The following is an 18,707-nucleotide window of genomic DNA, read 5'->3' on the forward strand; positions in this document are numbered from 1 at the left end:
ATGTTTAATGGTTTATGCCTCTATTCATCCTCTTGTGTACCAATAGCCCAGTAGTTTCCTGCGGAATCATAGAACGATCCTCTTATATCCGGATCATCTTCTTTCTTGATAGGTTTTTCAATGATTTCACAGCCCGCGGCCACAGCCTTTTCAAAAGTTTTAAAAACATCAGGCACATACATGTGCAAAATACTTTTATTGGCTTTGTACTCACTGGTGCTGTTACTAATCATTATTATTGAGTCGTCAAGTTTTAACTCTATGTGCGCTATGGTACCATCTTCATGATCAAAACTTCTGAGCGTTTTGGCATCAAAAATATTTGTTAATAAGTCAACCAGCTTCCGGGCGTCATCAACAATCAGATAAGGCGAGAGTGAATTATAGTCTCTTGGTTTGTAAGCTTTCATGATGATGAATTATTTAGGTTGGCGTAAAATCTTCTCCATTTTTCTTCCTTTGGCCAGTTCGTCCACCAGTTTATCTAGGTATCTTGTTTGTTTGGTTAAGGGCGTTTCAATGTCTTCAATGCGATAACCACAGATAACTCCTGTGATCAAATCTGCATTTGGGTTTAGGCTGGCTCTTTCAAAGAAGGTTTTGAAAGTGACTTTCTCAGCAATTAGATTTTCTAAGTCTTTTTCGGTGAAAGCTGTTAACCATTCTATCACCTGATGGAGCTCATCTTTTGTTCTTCCTTTCTTCTCCACTTTATTCACATAATGTGGATAAACTGAGGCGAAAGTCATCTTGGCTATTTTGGCATCATGTTCTGGAGAGGTGGTCATGGTTTTAAATTAGGCAGCGTTTATTTTAGCTGGTTGAATATTATTGAGCTCATCCTGCTTATCATTACGCTCTTCTTCAATGTCAAAATCATCTTGCAAACCCAACCAAAACTTAGCTGAGGTACCGAAATACTTTGCTAGCCTTAAGGCAGTATCAGCAGTGATTTTTCTTCGTCCTTTAATGATTTCGCTGATTCTTGTTTGAGGTATAAATGTATCCTTAGCCAATCGGTATGCTGATATTTCCATAGGAATTAAGAATTCCTCATGAAGTACCTCGCCTGGATGTATATTTTCTAATCTTTCCATATTCTTAATTAATGATAATCAGTTATTTCAATATCAAAACTATTTCCATTTTCCCATATAAAGATAATTCTCCATTGCTTATTGATACGAATGCTATAATATTCTTTAAGGTTACCGCTTAATTTCTCCAACCTGTTTGATGGAGGTATTCGCAAGTCTTGAATATCTTGCGAATTATTTATCATTCTTAATTTTCTTCTGGCTATTTGTTGAATTTCATTTGGAAGTTTCTTGGATCTATTTCCATTCCAGATTTTCTCGGTTTCTTTACTTCCAAAGCTTTTAATCATGGTTACTTGTTGCGTTAGTAACGACTAACATAAGCATAAAGTTCTTGGATTGAAAATTAATACTCACAAACAGGTTCATAGTAACCTATAAAACCCCTACAGCCATAAACTCAGTTCTGTTGAATAACTATAAAATTAACTTAAAGCCAAATTCCGTAAACTAACCATTTTGACTTTGGCCTAAGATCTCTATTTCGGTTCTTCTATTGATTTCCCTTCCGCCAATTTCATCATCATTTGATACCAGGGGCTGCTCTTCTCCAAAACCTTTAGCCTCTAAGCGGTCAGTATTAATACCATTTGCAATGAGGTAATTCACCACAGATTGCGCTCTTTTTTTAGAGAGCAACTTATTGTAAACTGAGTTTCCGATATCATCAGTATGACCATTGATCTGCACTCTTAAGTCAGGTGAATTCATTAAAAGGTCTTTGATCACTTCAAGTTCACCTAAGGACTCTGTTCTTAAATCAGAGCTACCACTATCGAAGAAAATATTCTTAAGTACCATTTTAGTACCAACCTCGGCCTTATCCAGCAATATGGAAACATCTATTTCCTGGTACTCCGAAAATTGAGGTAGATCAAAATTGATTGAATTAAAGAGATACCCCTTTTTACTGGTTGAAACACCATAATTACCTCCTTCCGGAACAATCAATTCGAATTCACCCGTTTGCGAATCAGCAAAGGCTTTGGCAGTAACAGTATTGTTCTGGTTATCAATCATCTTAACTTCAGCGCCTACTGGTAAGCCTGTTTTAGCATCAAGTACTTTGCCTTTAAATACAGTAACCACAGCTTTAACTTCAGGCTCCGGCAGCTCTAACTCAACTTCCAGGTCACTTTCAGAAGGTATTTCAGTGTTTTCTACTAATACAGGTTGCGGCTCGGGCTGTACGATTTCTTTAACTTCTATTTTTGGTTCCATATCTACATGGTAGATATCTGCCATGCCCAAACCTTCTGGTTTTCTGGATGCATAATAGGCATGCTTTAGGTCAGCAGTGATTACAAAAAAGTTGTCATCATAAACCGTATTGATGGGATACCCTATATTAACAGGTTCCTGAAACTCCTGACCTTCCAATTTACTGTAGAAGATATCATATCCGCCCATTCCCTGGTGGCCGGTAGAACTAAAATATAAGGTATGTCCGTCCGGGTGTATCATCGGTGAGTCTTCAGAAGCTTCTGTGTTTACAGTTGGCCCAAGGTTTTGGGCAGTACCCCATTCGCCATCTGCCCCTTTGGTAGATTTGTAAATATCCAGGCCACCGAAACCATCCGGGCGGTCGCTGGCAAAATATAAGGTTTGGCCGTCAGCAGTTATGGAAACTGATGTTTCCCAAAAAATGGAGTTGATTTTACTGCTTAGCGGTTGAGGATAAGTCCATCCTGAATCTTCATGCGTTGAAAAATAAATATCCCCGTTGCCATTCTCAGAATAGACAAAAAGTGTTTTGCCATCGGGAGAGATTGAAGCCACCGCATCGTGATAATCTCCATTTAAGTTTTTGCCAAGCTTTTCAGGCTTGCTCCATTGGCCTTCTTCCAGAGTAGCGCTATAGATGTCTTCATAAAAACTGCCATCCCTTAATTTTCTGCCACCAGTAGAGCCTGCTCTGTTGGATGTGAAATAAAGTGTTTTGCCGTCAGCCATTAAGGCAGGCGAGTAATCATGGTATTTTGAATTGACCAATGGACCCAAGCTTTCAACAACCACAGATTGAGGATTACTGAATAGAGAATCAGCCGTTAGGCATTCTGCAATCTGTAAGTCGGCCTGATAACGGTTTTTCCTTTTCTTGTCTCCGTAAAGCTCGAAATATTTGACGGCCTCCTCAAAATTATAATCGTATTGATGCGCCAGCCCTAAATAATAATCTATGTTATTACCAATTTTAGGATTGAGTTTTCTTACTAAAGTGAGTTCTTTGAGTGCCTCATCAATTCTAAAATCAAATAAGTAGGCTAGCCCCAGTCCGTAAGTGGCATCCGCGTTGCCGGGCTTCAACTTTAAGGCCTTTTTATAGTAAGTGATGGCTTTGCTAAAGTCATTAACGTTAAGGTATTGATCTCCCTTTTTAAGACTTTTTTTAAAATTTTGCGCATGAAGGGCCGAGCTACAAATGATAATTAACAAGAAAACTTTTACCCGTAGCATAATTTGGTTACCTCTTTGATCTTTTTATGTGATTGATAGTATGAGCTTTAAGTGTCGAATTTAATGAAAATTACGATTTTAAAGGTAAAACAGTGGGGTTAAAAATTAATTGGCCTATTGTGTTAGGCCAAACAAGTTTAAAAGTAGATGCTAGTTACTGATGGCTTTGCGATATTTTGTTGAGCAAATGAGTTTTGTTTATTGTTCTTAAAGCTTTTAGTAGAAGTGTATAAGATCTTTCTCAAATAAAAGCGAGTCTAAAGTAATTGACTGTCCTAGTTGTAGCTTCAGGTTTGGCTTGATTTGTACTGTGAATATTGTATCTGTTGATTCTAGATCTTTTGAACCATTTTTATGTTCAATTAATCTCGTCTTAGTACTCTGAATAATTGCTATTTTGGAATCAATATTTAGAGAGTAATTCCAACTGTCTGTCTCTTGACTACCTGACGAGTTAGATTTTGTTCTTATTTTAAAATTAGCTTTCTGTAAAATGTAATTATCATTCTTAAGAGCATAACTCAAATTGTTTTCTTGAGAGGATAATCCTGATGGCATGAATTTTTGATTTATGATCAGGTTTGAAATGGTGTCTGTCTTGATAAGAGTGTTAGCTGCATTTGAAAGAAAAATAGTTTCTCTAATTTTCCTTTTCTTTCGTATTTGCTCATAAATTGAAATTTCCAAATAATGGCAGTTTGAATCGAATAAAGATAAGCATGGCGATTTATCTTTTGTCTCTTTTACTATTACAATATGACTTATTGTGTCACTTAATGAGTCTAATTGTAAGAAATTGCGAAATGGCTTATGATTAGCTAAAAATTCATTTAGGTTTCCAATGTCTGACTTTGATTCTAAAGTTTCAGGCTTGTTTAAGTTATCAGCTTTTTTTGTACTCTCATTGTTTGAGCAAGATGTCATTAAGCCAATAAGAAAAAGTGCTGTAAGTCTATTCATTCAAATTTAGAGTAGTATCAACTTTATATCAACCAGCTATGATGAGTGGGGATTAGAATGCACTAACCTCTCGTCTCACATATAGCCCTACCGGCCGACAAGCAGGAACACCTTGATTTAAATTTAAAACTTGTGAAGGACTTTTCAATCCCCACGAAAATATCCTTCCAGATGAAACCCCATTCATTCATAGCGACTGTTATGTGGATTTAGTAATTTTTGGTTTCAATAAGTGTTGCAAATGAATCAATCAGATTATCATAATGCATCAGTTTGATGTTTGAAGATTTTAACGTCTTCCGCTTTATCCGATATGTCTTATCCTTAAAATTTGCCCTTCTTCCCGCCAAAACAATATAGTTCAATCGACTTTTGTCTAACTCGTAAAATTCTTTGGGCAACTCTTTTCTAGGGTTCTTGTACTTCTGAAAAATAAGTCTGAGTGTATTGAAATTACCTTCGATCCAGTCGTCCCAATTTTTGACTTGTTTAACTCCCTTCCTAAAAGTCTCACCAAGTTCACCGTCATTAAGCGTAATATTAGAATAGGGGTTTTCCAACTCAACAAATATAAAGTTGAAACCTCCGGAGTTCTTACCAACCAATAGGTAGTCAGCTTTATAGGTTGATGTTAACTCGAACTCCTTAAATAGGAAAGCAATGTGGTGTCCAAAATCATACCCTGCATGATAAAGAGATCCTATTATGTAATAGTGTTCATTTCGATTAATAAAGTTGAGAATATCACGCTCTGAAATATCTGAGTCAAGTAAATCTGTAAATTGTTGTCGGATGTTCTCCAGCGAATTCGCATTCTTTAACAAACCTATGTCTAGGTAATTGTTGGGAAACAGGGATTCGTAATAATAAGCGGATCTTGGAAGCATCTCATAATACTTCATTAAATGATGCCCCTTCATTCCACCGAAATTATCTTTCTTCTTACTATAGAATTCTTTCGCCTTATTGAATCGGTTTAGTTCTTCAGGAGTTAATATATTGTAGTCTCTTTCGAATAGCATATATTCCACATAACAGCCAGATATAGCAACCAAAGTTGTTATATCCGTATTATACTTTAATCCTGATAAATACCTTCTATTTCCTGCTCGTAGTGGTTTTCAATAATTTTACGTTTTAAGCTTAGCTTGGCAGTGAGTTCACCTGCTTCAACAGTCCACTCATTCGGTAAAATTTTGATCTTTTTAATTTTTTCCCATTGCGCAAAGTTATTATTGGCTTGCTCTACTTCCCTATTGAGTTTATCCACAATTTTGTCGTTTACAACCATTTCAGCATCGGTAGTATATTTTATGCCTTTGTGTTGGCAATAATCACGAAGGGCATCAAAATTTGGAACTATCAAAGCAGAAGGGAATTTACGGCTATGGCCAATTACCATGGCCTGTTCTATCAATACAGATTCTTTTAATTTATTTTCAATCAGCTGAGGCGCTACATATTTACCGCCCGAAGTTTTAAACATTTCCTTTTTACGATCTGTAATTTTCAGGAACCTGCCTTCCACCATTTCACCAATATCACCGGTATGGAACCAGCCGTCAGCATCAAGCACTTCAGCGGTTTTTTCAGGTTGGTTGTAATAACCTTTCATTACGTTAGGTCCTTTGCAAAGTACTTCTCCATCTTCAGCAATTTTTATTTCCACGCCCGGTAGAGCCGGTCCAACTGTTCCAATTCTGATATCTTCTTTATGGTACCTGTTGAAAGAAATTCCCGGAGAGGTTTCGGTTAATCCGTAGGCTTCTAAAACGGGAATTTGTGCACTCCAGAAAATAGTGGCCAGTCGTGGTTGCAATGCTGCTCCTCCGGAAGCAATGAGGGTAATGTTTCCGCCAACAGCTTCGCGCCATTTACTAAAAATAATTTTGTTGGCCATTTTCAGCTGGAAGTTATACCACCAGCCCTGATCTTTTTGCAGGTCAAATTTATGTCCCAACTCCAGTGCCCAGAAGAAAAGTGACTTTTTAATGCCTTTTAACTCCAGCCCTTTGGCTACAATTTTATCGTAGATTTTTTCAAGCAGTCGCGGTACAGTGGTAAACATATCCGGTTTTACCTCTTTTAAATTATCGGCAATCGTTTCCAGGCTTTCGGCATAATAAACAGCAACACCTCTGTACATATAGAAGTAGCTGCTCGTTCTTTCAAAAATATGGCAAAGCGGCAAAAAGCTTAAGCTTCTTTTCAATTTTGTATCCGGCTGTAAATTATCAGAAACCGCTATAGAGTTTGACAACACATTGTTGTGGGTTAACATTACCCCTTTAGGGTTTCCTGTAGTACCCGATGTATAAATCAATGTTACTAAATCTTCCGGATCAACTGCTTTTCTGTAAGCGTCAAGATCTGCTTCAAAACCTTCTCCTTTATTTAATACTTGCGTCCAGTGCGGAGTACCTTCCATTTGATCGAAAGAGAAAACACCTTTGAAGAAGTCTAAATCTTTTCCAGCTTCCGTTACTTTGCCCACCAATTTTGCATCGCCCGCGAAAACATATTTTAATAGCGAATCCTGAAAAATGTATTTGTAATCTTTTTCCGTAATGGTAGGATACATAGGAACACTAACTGCACCAATCTGCTGAAGTGCGAGGTCTACAAAGTTCCATTCGGGTCTGTTAAGTGAGACAATACCCACTTTATCGTTTTTCTCAACACCTAAAGAAAGTAATCCTTTAGATAGCTTATTAACGATATCGATTACTTCATCGGTACTATAGTTTTTCCATTTACCATCAACTTTATAGTTCAATGCATCGGGTAAAGGATTATTTTTTTGTTGAAGAAATAATAGGTCGAATAAACGAGTAGGCGTCATAGTTTTAGATTAAAGGCTGTAAAAAAGACAGCGCATGAATTCAAAAAATCGTCAACTAATATATGTAAAATTAATTTACAAAGTCGCCTCGAAGCTGCCTAAATCGTTTGCGCGATTCAGCTACATAGATACTGCCAGGGAAATCCACCAGAAGTCTTTGGTAAAAGTCCATGGCAAGCTGATTCTCATTAAGCTGCTTTTCATAAATACTGGCCATTTCGAAAAGGGCATCATCCGTTAGAATATCATACGGAAGTTCGTCCACAATTTTTTGTAGATAAGTAATCGCTTCTTCATACTTACCTTCTTCCTTTTTAAGTTTCGCATACAACCACAGTAATTCATCTACAATTGGGTGCTCTTCATATTGAGCCAACATTTGTTCAATTTCCATTTCTGCAGAATCAATTTTATTCTGATAAAGCAATAATTCTATTTCCGCATATTGCTGAAGGGTGGCTTGAGTGGAATCAAGTATAGAATTGTTTTTAATCAATATGCTCAAATCCATCGCATTATTGGCAATTTCTCTTCTTGTAGCTTTTTTGAGTATATCGAGATGTTCCTGAGCGAGCTTAAAATCTCCTTTATAATAAGAAACCTTTGCATTTTTTAATTTTGCGAGCTCACCTAGTTCGTCATTTTTGTGTGACTTTTCCACTTGGTAATACAATAAGGTCGATTCCCAAGGTTGCTCCAGGATGATGTAAATATCGCCTAAATCTAATTTTGCCTGTGCTTGCAAATCAGGCTTTACTTGTGGATAACTTATGATTTGCTGCAAGATATCGACAGCTATTTCAGGCTCATTCAGGTAAAAGGCGTGGAGCAATGCTTTTTCTCGATAGGCATTGAGGGTATAAGTATTTAAACCTAGTTGGTCAATCAACAGCTGATAATCTTTAACCAATTCTCGGATGGCTGTGGTATCAACCGGGAAATTTTGTTTCACCATTTCCTGTCTTGTCAGGATGAGCATTTCTCTGGCAGTGAGGTAATTTTTAGAATCAGGAAATTTATCAATGATGTAGGAAAATATTTCTTCAGCATTTTGGTAGTCTTCATTTTCAAAAGCTACCCTACCTATCTCCAGTGAATTCACACCATCGAGCTTATTTCGTTTATCCAGTGCACGTGCCTGAATAAATGCACCATAAAAATTTTTCAGTTGTAAATTGGCCCATATTAACAGTTCGCTGTACAAATCATTATTCGGATTTTTTTGAATATCAGCCATTAATTTTTGGATGAGGTTTTCCAAATCTTCTTTCTCCTTTAGAGAAAGTTGCAGCATGTTTTTTACATACCTTATTCTGGCCGGTTCGTCATTGGCATATTTAATATACTCTTCCACCATTTTATCTTTTTGATTGGCAAATCGGTAAAGAGTAGCCAGTTGTACGGCATAAGCATTAGGATCTCTTTGATTTTTCCTGGCGGCTAGGTAAAGTTCCTGAGCATAAGCTGTATGCTGGTCATTTATTAGATATTGTGCGCCTGCTCGCAACATATTATAGTTTTCAAGCACTATGTCTTTTAATGACTCAAATTGTTGGTTGGCTTTCGCACTGTCATTAATGGAGATGTAATAATCAATAATATCCACATTATAGCGAATATTAGTGGGCGCTTGCGCCCGAATTTTTTTGAGATAATTTTCTGCTTCTTTATAAAGCTGCTTCAGTTCAAGTAATTCAAGAAAGTTATTGTGGATAAAGGGCAAATTACGATCATCTTCCGCCAGTTGGCGATAAAGTTTCAGCGCCTTGTCATTTTCACCTTTTTGGTAATAAGCATTAGCCAGCTCAATCTTTGCATTTTGTGCAAAAGCATTTAAGCTGAAAAGCGCGCAACAAATTGTTATGATGAAAATATTCTTCATTTAAAACTTAAGGAGTTTATCCACACAATCCACAGGGTAGTATAATATAAATGAATTAAAATTAAATCTGTTATTTATTATTAGGGATGTTAATATGTTGAAAACTAAAAAATTTAGTGCTTGACTTATTTAAATGTTTATTAGATCTGGTTAGCCAAATCTTTATTCACTTCTAAATAATTGAAATTAAATTAATTAACATTTTAACCATCTTTTGTTAATAACTCTGCACTCATTCCATTCTTGCCTCTGTATTGTTAGTAACCAAAAATGAAGTATGAATTATTAACGTTTTACTCCTAATTTTAATCTGTTCTTCCTAACCGACCAACATTTTGTGAATGAGTGTAGATAGTTATTCGTTGTTATCCACTTTATCCACATCTTTATCCTCACTTTCCTCAGCTGTGTTGCCACTATTTTCTTGAGGATTAAGGTCAATATTCTTATCAATTAATTCCCAGTTTGCCTTAACTGTTAATAACTCTTCCAGAAAAATAATCTGTTCTGGCTGTTTAAAGGTTAATGGATTTCCTGAATCCCATTTGGCATTACCATTTTCATCAATAATTACTCTGATTTTATATTTGCCCGGTTTAACATAACGGAAGGTATACTCTGAGTGATTGTATATGGTGTCAATTACCTTATACTTTTCATCTGTTAATTCAATGATAAAGTTGGAATTGGCATTCAGTATTTTTCCTTGAATGATACCGTGTTTAGTAAGATCAAGGAATGTTATGTTATATGATTGCTGTGCTAGGGAATCAGATTCAATACCAACTATAGCAGCCTTTCCAAAATATAAGTTAGGAGTGAAATTCTGCTGCTTGGATTGTGACTGTGAAGAACTTGAACTTCTATTGCCTGATGTTAAGTTAGCACCTGCTTTATTGGTTGTTTGCAAAGCTTTACCCTGGTTGTTTGATTTAGATTTGGTTTTTCCTTTGTTAATGAGCTTATCTTTCTTGTTGGTATCAATACTGTCTCGCTCGATATTTAATGAGTCTGATGTTGATTTAATATTTGCTATAGAATCTGAGGAAACGGAGGAGCTATCGGCATTTAATGAATCTTTTTGAGCATTGGCCTTTTGCTTCTGCTCTGCAGCAATGGCTTTAGTACGTGCTACAATGGTATCGATTTGTGCTTGTAAAATCTCTGTTTTAATTTCTAGCAGATGTCTGTTATCAGAAAGTGAAACCTGGCTGCTATCAATATCGATGACCAATGAATCGTCAAGCGCTATATATATTGAATCATAATTGATTTGATGTACAGGTTTGTTGAAGCGTATTTTGAATTTTTGTTGGCCACTGACTAGGTCTGTCTTTGGTTTGTCTAGCACTTTAATTGCTTCATTTGTCACTTTGCTTTCTCTAAACTTGGCATGGACTGTATCAATTCTTGACATGCCTAGTGAATCTGTGGCTACAACTTGAAGTGATACTGAATCAGTATTGAATGCGATAGATGGAAAATTTTCCTTGAATATTCTTAAATCTTTGGCCTCACTTTCTAGCATAGCATATATAGGAAGCTTAACAGTATCTGATAATGGAATTATTTGATAGGAAGATAAACCCTTATTAAAGTTGAGTTTGAAATCTTTTCCAGTCGGTGAGGACTTTGAAAGTTTAAGTGTGTCTTCATTAATCTTGTAACTGTGTAAAGTTATGGGTGCAATAGAATCCGTGAGATGAAGTGTATCCGCATAAAAGGTATATGGCTCTGATGCTGGGTTATTAATTAGGTTATTATTGGCATCTTTAAATCCAAACAAAAGATAATTTCCACGTTTGATGTTTCTGATATTGAAGTAGCCGTTTTCGTCAGTGGTCGTAAAATATAGAGGTTCACCTTGTCTGAGGTTCGATGTATCATAAGCCGGATTATACAATCCGATAGTGTAATCTTTAAGATTGACCCTTGTAAAGATGTCTTGAACATTTCCTGAAACTTCCATGGAGTCCAGATATGGTCCAGTGGAAAATGATATTCTTGGATTTTCCCACAGATTGCCTTCAGTAATATCTTTAAGTGCTTTTCTAAAGTTTAAAGTATAAGTGGTAGAATCATCTAATGGCTCATCAAAAGTTAAGGTGAACTCCTGTTTCTTTAAGTTATGCTTATACTCAATATTGGTACGAGGCGTGATGATGAGTTCCTGATTAAGTTGTTCAACCTTCATCCATTCACTAAAGAATAATGTTATTTCTTTCCCTTTAAAATTAACACTTTGATCTTTCGGTTTAGCACTAAGTAATTCAGGTGGAATTTCATCTTTGATACCGCCTGTAGGTGAACTTACTGATGCACAGCCAACTATGATGGCTATAAGGATTGCAGCTAAAAAATTATGCCTCATTTTTTTACTTCGTAGATAATGCTGGAGAAATTATTTTTGTGTGATTCTCCGTAACTATTTGATTTATAGCCGTTTATAAATGATTTTAAGTAATTTGTCTTACCTGACTTATATTTTTCGCTCAGCATGCTGATATAGTAAGAATCAAATCGCATAGGATAAGTTCGTTTGATTCGCATACCATGCTTCATGATAAAAGTCTTCATTGATTCCTGGTTGAAATGATATAAATGACGAGGAACATCATATGCTGCCCACTCTTCATTGTATATGGAGTTATCCAAACTGGCTATGTTCGGAACAGCAATAATCATTTTACCTTTCTCTTTCAATAATGATTTGAGTTGAATGAATACTTGGTTGATATCGTGGATGTGTTCAAGTACATGCCACATAGTAATAACATCCAGTTTTTTATTCTTCGTTTTCAAATCATCAAGTGATGAAGCAATTTTTGTGCCTGTAGTTTCTTCTGCTATTTTACGTGCAGAGTTATCTGGTTCAACACCATAAATACTCCATCCGGATTTCTTTACCGCTTTTAGGAAATAACCAGTTCCGGCACCATAATCAAGAACTCTACCTTTGTCTTTTTTAGCAATAGTCTTTAGCAGCTGAACTTTATTTCTGGTGCTGTATTTTCTTACTAATTTATAGATGAGGTTAATGGGAGTATTGGCTTTATTTGTATGAGATATATACTCATCAGAATCATAAAATTTACCAATGCTTTCCTGCGTAGGTCTTGGGTTTGTAAATTGAAAACTGCAGTTATCACAAATCATGATCACAAAGCTTTCCTTGCTGATAGAATGATCTATGACAACCTTATGATTCTTTATATTATCACTAGCGCAGACTGGGCACTCAGTTAGTTTTTCGTACATGTTAATTTATCTTCCTAAGTAAACCATTAAGATTGAAATATCAGCAGGACTAACACCGCTGATCCTTGATGCCTGACCTAAAGTTTTAGGTTTAATTTTCTTAAACTTCTCTTTTGCTTCAGCAGATAATGCAGGGATTTCTGAATAATTGATATTATCGTTTATTGTTAAATTTTCCAGGTTCTGCATTTTTTCTACTAGTTGGTACTCTTTTTCAATATAGCTTTCATACTTGATATTGATTTGAGAATACTCCAGTAAATCTTCGCTATACTGAGATATGTACTTACCTAGTTCAGTTTCTATTTCTTTTAATTCCTTAAATGAAATTTCAGGACGTTTTAAGATGTTATATGCTGGAGTAGTCTCTTTTAATGGAGCAGAGCTAATAGCTACTAGCGCATCGTTTACTTGATTAGGCTTAACCTTAAACTCGCGCAAATCGGCCATAATGGTATCTATCTTTTCTTTCTTAGCTTCTGTTGCTTTAAGTCGCTCATCTTTTGCTAATCCTATAGAATGGCCTAATGGTGTTAACCTGATATCGGCATTATCCTGACGCAGTAAAATTCGGTGCTCGGCTCTAGAAGTGAACATACGGTAGGGTTCTTCAGTACCTTTATTAATCAGATCATCAATAAGCACTCCGATATAGGCCTCTGACCTATTGAGAATAAAGGCTTCTTGATCATTGATATTTCTGTGTGCATTAATTCCTGCAATTAATCCCTGACATGCTGCTTCCTCATAACCAGTAGTACCATTAATTTGACCTGCAAAGAAAAGGTTTTCAACCAGTTTTGTTTCGAGCGTATGCTTTAATTGTGTAGGTGGAAAGAAATCATATTCAATGGCGTAACCAGGACGGAACATTTTAGCATTCTCAAATCCTTTAATTTCTCTTAATGCTTTAAACTGAATATGTTCTGGCAATGATGTAGAGAAACCATTTACATAGATTTCTACCGTATTCCAGCCTTCAGGTTCAACAAATATTTGATGCCTATCTCTTTCCGCAAATCTGTTAATCTTATCTTCTATGGAAGGACAATACCTCGGTCCTAAACCTTTAATTCTTCCATTAAACATCGGAGAATACTCAAATCCGGATTCTAATATTTCATGAACTGTCGGATTTGTATAGGTAATATGACAGCTTCTTTGGTGCTCTAAAGGTTTGGTTTGATCCGAAAAGGAGAATTTTTCTGGTTGTTCATCTCCTTTCTGTTCTTCCATTTTAGAATAGTCGAGTGATCTACCATCTATTCTTGGAGGTGTTCCGGTTTTCATGCGGCCTGATTCAAAGCCTAAACTGACAAGCTGCTCAGTGATTCCTTTACTTGCTCGTTCACCTGAACGGCCACCACCAAATTGTTTTTCACCAATATGGATGAGTCCGTTTAAGAAAGTACCATTGGTAAGTACTACAGATTTAGCCTTAATCTTTAGACCCATTCCTGTTTCAACACCAACGACTCTATTATTCTCTACTAGTATTCCTGTAACCATTTCTTGCCAGAAATCCACATTAGGCGTTTGTTCTAGCAGAATTCTCCATTCTTCCGCAAATCGCATTCGGTCATTCTGTGTCCTGGGGCTCCACATGGCAGGCCCTTTGGATTTATTGAGCATGCGAAACTGAATCATACTTCGATCGGCTACTATACCGGAATAACCACCAAGCGCATCAATTTCACGAACTATCTGCCCTTTTGCCACTCCACCCATTGCAGGATTACAAGACATTTGAGCAATGGTATTCATATTCATGGTAGCGAGTAATACTTTCGAACCCATATTGGCCGCAGCTGCTGCAGCTTCACAACCGGCATGCCCCGCCCCTACTACTATTACATCGTAATTATTGAACATACTTTTTAATATTTATAATGTTCCACGTGAAACGGCTGGAATTATTCATAGCAAGTGTTCCACGTGAAACAGTTAAATTCTGATTTTATGATTATTATAATGTTCCACGTGAAACAGTTGATTCTTGCAAAAAATTCAGTGCATTATCTTCTTGTTCACGCATAGTTTGTTTTTCCTTGTCTGTTTTGTCTTTAAAGCCAATTAAATGAAGAAGTCCGTGAGCCATAACACGGGCTAATTCAATATCTACTGTAACTTTATTAATTACGGCATTTTCCTTAACCCTTTCAAAACTTATAAAGATATCTCCTTCTATAGGTTGATCCGTATCGTCACGATTGTCAAATGTTATAATATCAGTATATGTGTCGTGATTTAGATAATCTTGATTGATTTGAAGCAAGTATTCATCTGAGCAAAGTATATAGTTTAAGGTTTCTATCTTATGCTGGTGATGTTCAGAAACGCTAATCAGCCATTTCTTGAAAGGTGATAGTTTTCTCAAATCAATAGAAACATCTTCTTTGAAATAGTTGATCGGATAAGCCATCAGTCTAGGTAAAAGCTTAGTTTTATTGTTTTACCTTCGTTTTGAAACTCTAATTCATCTGATAAAGCTTTCATTAAGAAAATTCCTCTACCACCAGGTTTGTCTATATTTTCCGGTGCAGTAGGATCTGGTAATGAGTTATAGTCAAAACCATTTCCTTGATCCTCTACAAAGAAAACAAGTACATTGTTTTCAACCGATAGAGATAGTTCAACATTCTTATTTTTATCGCCTTGGTTGCCATGTATAATAGCGTTGTTGACAGATTCTGTTATGGCAATCATGATGTTGCCATATATATCATCATTGAGGGAAAGTTCTTCTTTGGCATTGTCTATAAAACTTTCCACTATTCTGATATTCTCTGCAAGTGAAGGGATATTAATACTGATATCGTTCATTATGTAATTGTTTATGGCTATTATTTTATGTTTTGGTTATTAGTTTTAATTCTATCAAAATACTTATTGACCTCATTTTTGTAATAAGGCGATAGGGTTGGTGGAATAGACTTTAACTGTTCCACTTCTTGTCTTTTCTCTTTTAAATATTTTTCAAAGGCTCCAGGAATCCTGTTTTTTTCATAATCTGATGCGGTTTCACCTTTTCTTTCATCATCTTCCTCCTGTTGTTGTTGAGCATTTTCAGCTTCAAGTAATTTGGTGACAAGTCTTTGTTGTCTCTCTATTAATTGAGAGTTAATGTTTTTGTTTACTAAGTCTTCTTCTATTTCTTCCATCTGCTCCATTAAGGAAGATAAATCACCTCCAGCTTTTTGTCCTTTTCCATCGCGCTCCTGCTGCATTTCCTCTAATTGCTTGCGGATTCTTGCCTGCTCAGCGGCTAATTCAGCCAATTGCTCGGAGAATTGCCTTCCCTTTTTCTGTCCTTGTGATAATTCCTGAGTCTTCTGATTAAGTGCTTTTTGTCTTTCTGACGGACTGGCTTGTTGTTGATTTTTGGATTGTTGCCCTGCGCCTTGGTTAGACTTCATCTGCATTTGCATCTGTTCTAATATATCATCGAGCAATAAAGCAAGGTTATTCATACTGGTCATGCTAAACTGCTGATAACCTACAGACTTGTTGACGTCTCTCACTTGTAGCGACTCAATACTTTGATCTATAGTCGTGTTCATTTCGGTCATTTCTTTGGTGATAAAGCTTTTTAACTGAAATACACGATTGGCTAATGATGTAAGGCTATCTTCTATAATAACGGCATCATCCTTTATTGTGAGTTGTTCTTCAGAAAGGGTGATAAAACGAGGGTCGCTTGCGTCAACTTCTCTAAAAGCCTTCATTAGCTCCTCCTGTCTGTAGGATAACTTTAAGAGATTGTCTACAATATCACGAATATTGTCCATGTCTTCCTGCATCTGCTCTCCCCCACCAGACATGCTATTCTGCATTTGTGCCATCTGCTGGACCATTTCCTTCATTTTATCTGATGCTTTTTTTTGCGATTGCTGTGCTTTTTGGTTCTGGCCATCATTAAGCTGCTCTAGACTTTCTTGCTGAGCTTGATCAATATCATTCTCCGCGTCCTTTGTGTCTTCTATTTGATTTGGCTGTTTAAGTTCTTGATTTTTCTTTTTTAGCTCATCAAGCTCTTTTTTGATATCCTCAAATGATTCGTTCAATTCTTTTTGCTCATCAAGAAGTTCCTCATCTGATTTATCTTGACTATTATTATCCTGATCAGCTTTGTTGTTGGTTTTGTCAGACAATTGCTCTTGCTTTTTGGCAGTATCTTCCAAATCATTTTTTATCTCGTTTAAATCGTATTCAATTTCAAGTCTTTTGAATAACTCCATTAAACGAGCCATTTCTTTTAGTCGGTTTTTCTCTCTTTTCTGCAATTCTGAAGCAGATTCTCGAAAATCATCAGATTCTGATTGCTTTTGCTGCATCAGTTCTTCAATCTTTTTAAGCAAGTCTTCATCTTTATCTTGCAACATTTCTTCCATCAACTCCTGCAGTTGCTCACTTTTTTGATCTAAAGATTCAGTAGTTTCGTCAAACTGTTTTCTCTTTTGAGCATTTTCTGCAAGTTTCTCTTTAATTGCCTGCATCTTCTCTTCAACCTGCTGACTTTCCTTTAAAATATCTTCTAAAAGCTTTCTATCTTCAAAAGACAATTGCTTTTTAGTCTTAAGTATTTTGTCAAGCTCTTCAAGTTTTTTATTAATATCTTCTGTCGAAGAGATAGATAAGTCTATCTCATTTTCAGTTTCTTGAGTGGTTTTAGCAATTGATTCTTTAACCTCCTTAGAGCTTGGTAATTTGAATGTTTTTAAGTCTGATGTAGCACTTTTGCTACCATTAATGGCATCATTATCCCATACTTTGGTGTAGTATTCTATATATTGATTGTTATTCGTTAAAAGTGAATCTAGCGTCCATTGTAAAAAATACTTTTGATTGAGTGCTCCACGTGAAACATTGATTGTTCGATTACCACTTTTAACAAGCTCGTTGTTTTCTTTTACTTCATAAAATAGCTTTAATGCGCTGATACCATAATCATCGGAAATACCACCTGATACTAATATGGTATTATAAAAAGTGCTGTCGTTAAAGCTTTCAAGGGAAATCTCAGGATAGTCATCCTTTATAATTTCAACAGCATAGGTTTTAGATGTTTGATTGGATGTAAATTCATTTTTCAATCCCAGCGCATAATTAAAATTATTCAAAGCTGTAGATGAATAACTGAAATAATCATCACCTTCCTTTTTAAAGGCTTTGGTAGTATCCTTCGCTTGAAACAGTATTTGGTCAGTTCCGGATGAATTAACCAGCCATTTTACTTTTGTACCTTCCGGAACGATTATATCCCCGTTATTATAAACCCTTTGATTATCGAGCTGTGTGTAATTAGGATAATCTAACTCAACAGTAAGGTTTGTAATAATAGGCTTCTCAACTACATTTACCTGGTAAGGCTGAGAATAAAAGCCCGCGGCTTGGAAACGGAAATCAAGATCACTTCTTAATTTGTTAAAACTGAAGCTGAAGTGATTACCGTCCTCAGGCTTCATTTTATACTTCACATCGTTCTTATAAATGAAAACCTCCTGCGGAATTTGATTTCCTTCAAGAGACAGTTTTACGGTAAAGTTTTCATTTTCAAATACTTGAAGCTCTTTATTCTCTAAAATAAAATCGAAAGGTGCCTTAGGAATAAACTCTTCGTTAAACTTTATTATCCGGTAACTACCTTCTGTTACCATATAAGGAGCAAACAATAAAACGATAAATAATAGTAAACAACTGGCGGCTACATAAGGAAAAAACCGCTTATTACTCTTCTTTATAGATATACTTTGACTGAAATTATAAAAACTAAGATTAGCCGATTTTTGATTAATGCTTGCTTCAATTAATGAGTTTTCTTTGTCTGAAACCTTATTTAACTGTATGATATTCAGAAGTTTATCCTGAATTTCTGGGAAGAATTTACCAATAAGTTCAGCCGCTTTTTCATCGCTAATTTGCTGCCTCTTTATTGTTAAATGAAAAATTGGCAAGGCAATATATTTAATGGCTATGTAGCCACCGATAATTACAAAAATGCCTAAAAGAAGAAGCCTAATACCAGAATTTAGCCTTAGCTGGTATTCAGTAAAACTGAATAAAAGAAAGCAAGCAACTAGAATTGAAATGGCGAGCAATAACCCTTTTACCAGTTGGTTTAGGTAATACTTATTCTTAAACTTTTTAAGTTTCTCGAATAATAAGGTTATATCGTTGTTTTTACTCACGCTTTTATTAACGAAATAAACAC

15 protein-coding genes are annotated in these 18,707 nt (G+C 35.9%); all 15 read right to left on the minus strand.

Annotation, left to right across the window (positions count from 1 at the left end):
- Positions 1 to 20: 20 nt before the first annotated feature.
- The gene (locus JKP34_RS02105) at positions 21 to 410 is read right to left on the minus strand and encodes a VOC family protein (RefSeq protein ID WP_236664863.1); all 390 of its coding nucleotides are present in this window, start codon (positions 408 to 410) and stop codon (positions 21 to 23) included.
- 9 nt (positions 411 to 419) lie between these two features.
- Positions 420 to 788, minus strand: a complete 369-nt coding sequence (locus tag JKP34_RS02110) for a DUF2200 domain-containing protein (protein WP_201917211.1) — start codon at positions 786 to 788, stop codon at positions 420 to 422.
- 9 nt (positions 789 to 797) lie between these two features.
- Positions 798 to 1,097 carry a HigA family addiction module antitoxin gene (locus tag JKP34_RS02115; RefSeq protein WP_201917213.1) on the minus strand — a complete coding sequence of 100 codons (300 nt, stop codon included), beginning with the start codon at positions 1,095 to 1,097 and terminating at the stop codon, positions 798 to 800.
- Between the two features lie 8 nt (positions 1,098 to 1,105).
- Positions 1,106 to 1,387: a type II toxin-antitoxin system RelE/ParE family toxin gene (locus JKP34_RS02120; RefSeq protein ID WP_201917215.1), complete on the minus strand. Its 282-nt coding sequence runs from the start codon at positions 1,385 to 1,387 to the stop codon at positions 1,106 to 1,108.
- 160 nt (positions 1,388 to 1,547) lie between these two features.
- On the minus strand, positions 1,548 to 3,554 hold the full coding sequence (locus JKP34_RS02125; protein ID WP_201917217.1) for an OmpA family protein: 2,007 nt from the start codon (positions 3,552 to 3,554) through the stop codon (positions 1,548 to 1,550).
- Between the two features lie 216 nt (positions 3,555 to 3,770).
- A complete protein-coding gene (locus JKP34_RS02130) occupies positions 3,771 to 4,514 on the minus strand; it encodes a hypothetical protein (protein WP_201917219.1) in 744 nt (247 codons plus the stop codon).
- Between the two features lie 209 nt (positions 4,515 to 4,723).
- Entirely contained in the window at positions 4,724 to 5,536 is an 813-nt protein-coding gene (locus JKP34_RS02135; protein ID WP_201917221.1) for a Shedu immune nuclease family protein, read from the minus strand.
- A gap of 56 nt (positions 5,537 to 5,592) precedes the next feature.
- Positions 5,593 to 7,356, minus strand: coding sequence for an AMP-dependent synthetase/ligase (locus JKP34_RS02140; RefSeq protein ID WP_201917224.1), 1,764 nt, complete (start codon positions 7,354 to 7,356; stop codon positions 5,593 to 5,595).
- Between the two features lie 70 nt (positions 7,357 to 7,426).
- Positions 7,427 to 9,238, minus strand: coding sequence for a tetratricopeptide repeat protein (locus JKP34_RS02145; RefSeq protein ID WP_201917226.1), 1,812 nt, complete (start codon positions 9,236 to 9,238; stop codon positions 7,427 to 7,429).
- A 355-nt stretch (positions 9,239 to 9,593) separates the two neighbouring features.
- Positions 9,594 to 11,609, minus strand: a complete 2,016-nt coding sequence (locus tag JKP34_RS02150; protein WP_201917228.1) for an Ig-like domain-containing domain — start codon at positions 11,607 to 11,609, stop codon at positions 9,594 to 9,596.
- Complete coding sequence (locus JKP34_RS02155) at positions 11,606 to 12,496, minus strand: class I SAM-dependent methyltransferase (protein ID WP_201917229.1); 891 nt, start codon at positions 12,494 to 12,496, stop codon at positions 11,606 to 11,608. Before JKP34_RS02155 ends, JKP34_RS02150 begins: the two co-directional genes overlap by 4 nt.
- Positions 12,497 to 12,502: 6 nt before the next feature.
- The gene (gene mnmG, locus JKP34_RS02160) at positions 12,503 to 14,368 is read right to left on the minus strand and encodes a tRNA uridine-5-carboxymethylaminomethyl(34) synthesis enzyme MnmG (RefSeq protein ID WP_201917231.1); all 1,866 of its coding nucleotides are present in this window, start codon (positions 14,366 to 14,368) and stop codon (positions 12,503 to 12,505) included.
- Positions 14,369 to 14,462: 94 nt separating this feature from the next.
- Positions 14,463 to 14,918 carry an rRNA maturation RNase YbeY gene (ybeY, locus tag JKP34_RS02165; RefSeq protein ID WP_201917233.1) on the minus strand — a complete coding sequence of 152 codons (456 nt, stop codon included), beginning with the start codon at positions 14,916 to 14,918 and terminating at the stop codon, positions 14,463 to 14,465.
- Positions 14,918 to 15,319 (minus strand): ATP-binding protein, encoded by a 402-nt coding sequence (locus JKP34_RS02170; protein ID WP_201917235.1) that lies wholly within the window; start codon positions 15,317 to 15,319, stop codon positions 14,918 to 14,920. The genes ybeY and JKP34_RS02170 overlap by 1 nt, the downstream gene beginning before the upstream one ends.
- 20 nt (positions 15,320 to 15,339) lie before the next feature.
- Positions 15,340 to 18,684, minus strand: coding sequence for a DUF4175 family protein (locus JKP34_RS02175; RefSeq protein ID WP_201917237.1), 3,345 nt, complete (start codon positions 18,682 to 18,684; stop codon positions 15,340 to 15,342).
- Between the last annotated feature and the right edge of the window lie 23 nt (positions 18,685 to 18,707).

This window comes from Marivirga atlantica, assembly GCF_016734805.1.
In the GTDB taxonomy this organism is placed as follows: Bacteria; Bacteroidota; Bacteroidia; order Cytophagales; family Cyclobacteriaceae; genus Marivirga; species Marivirga atlantica.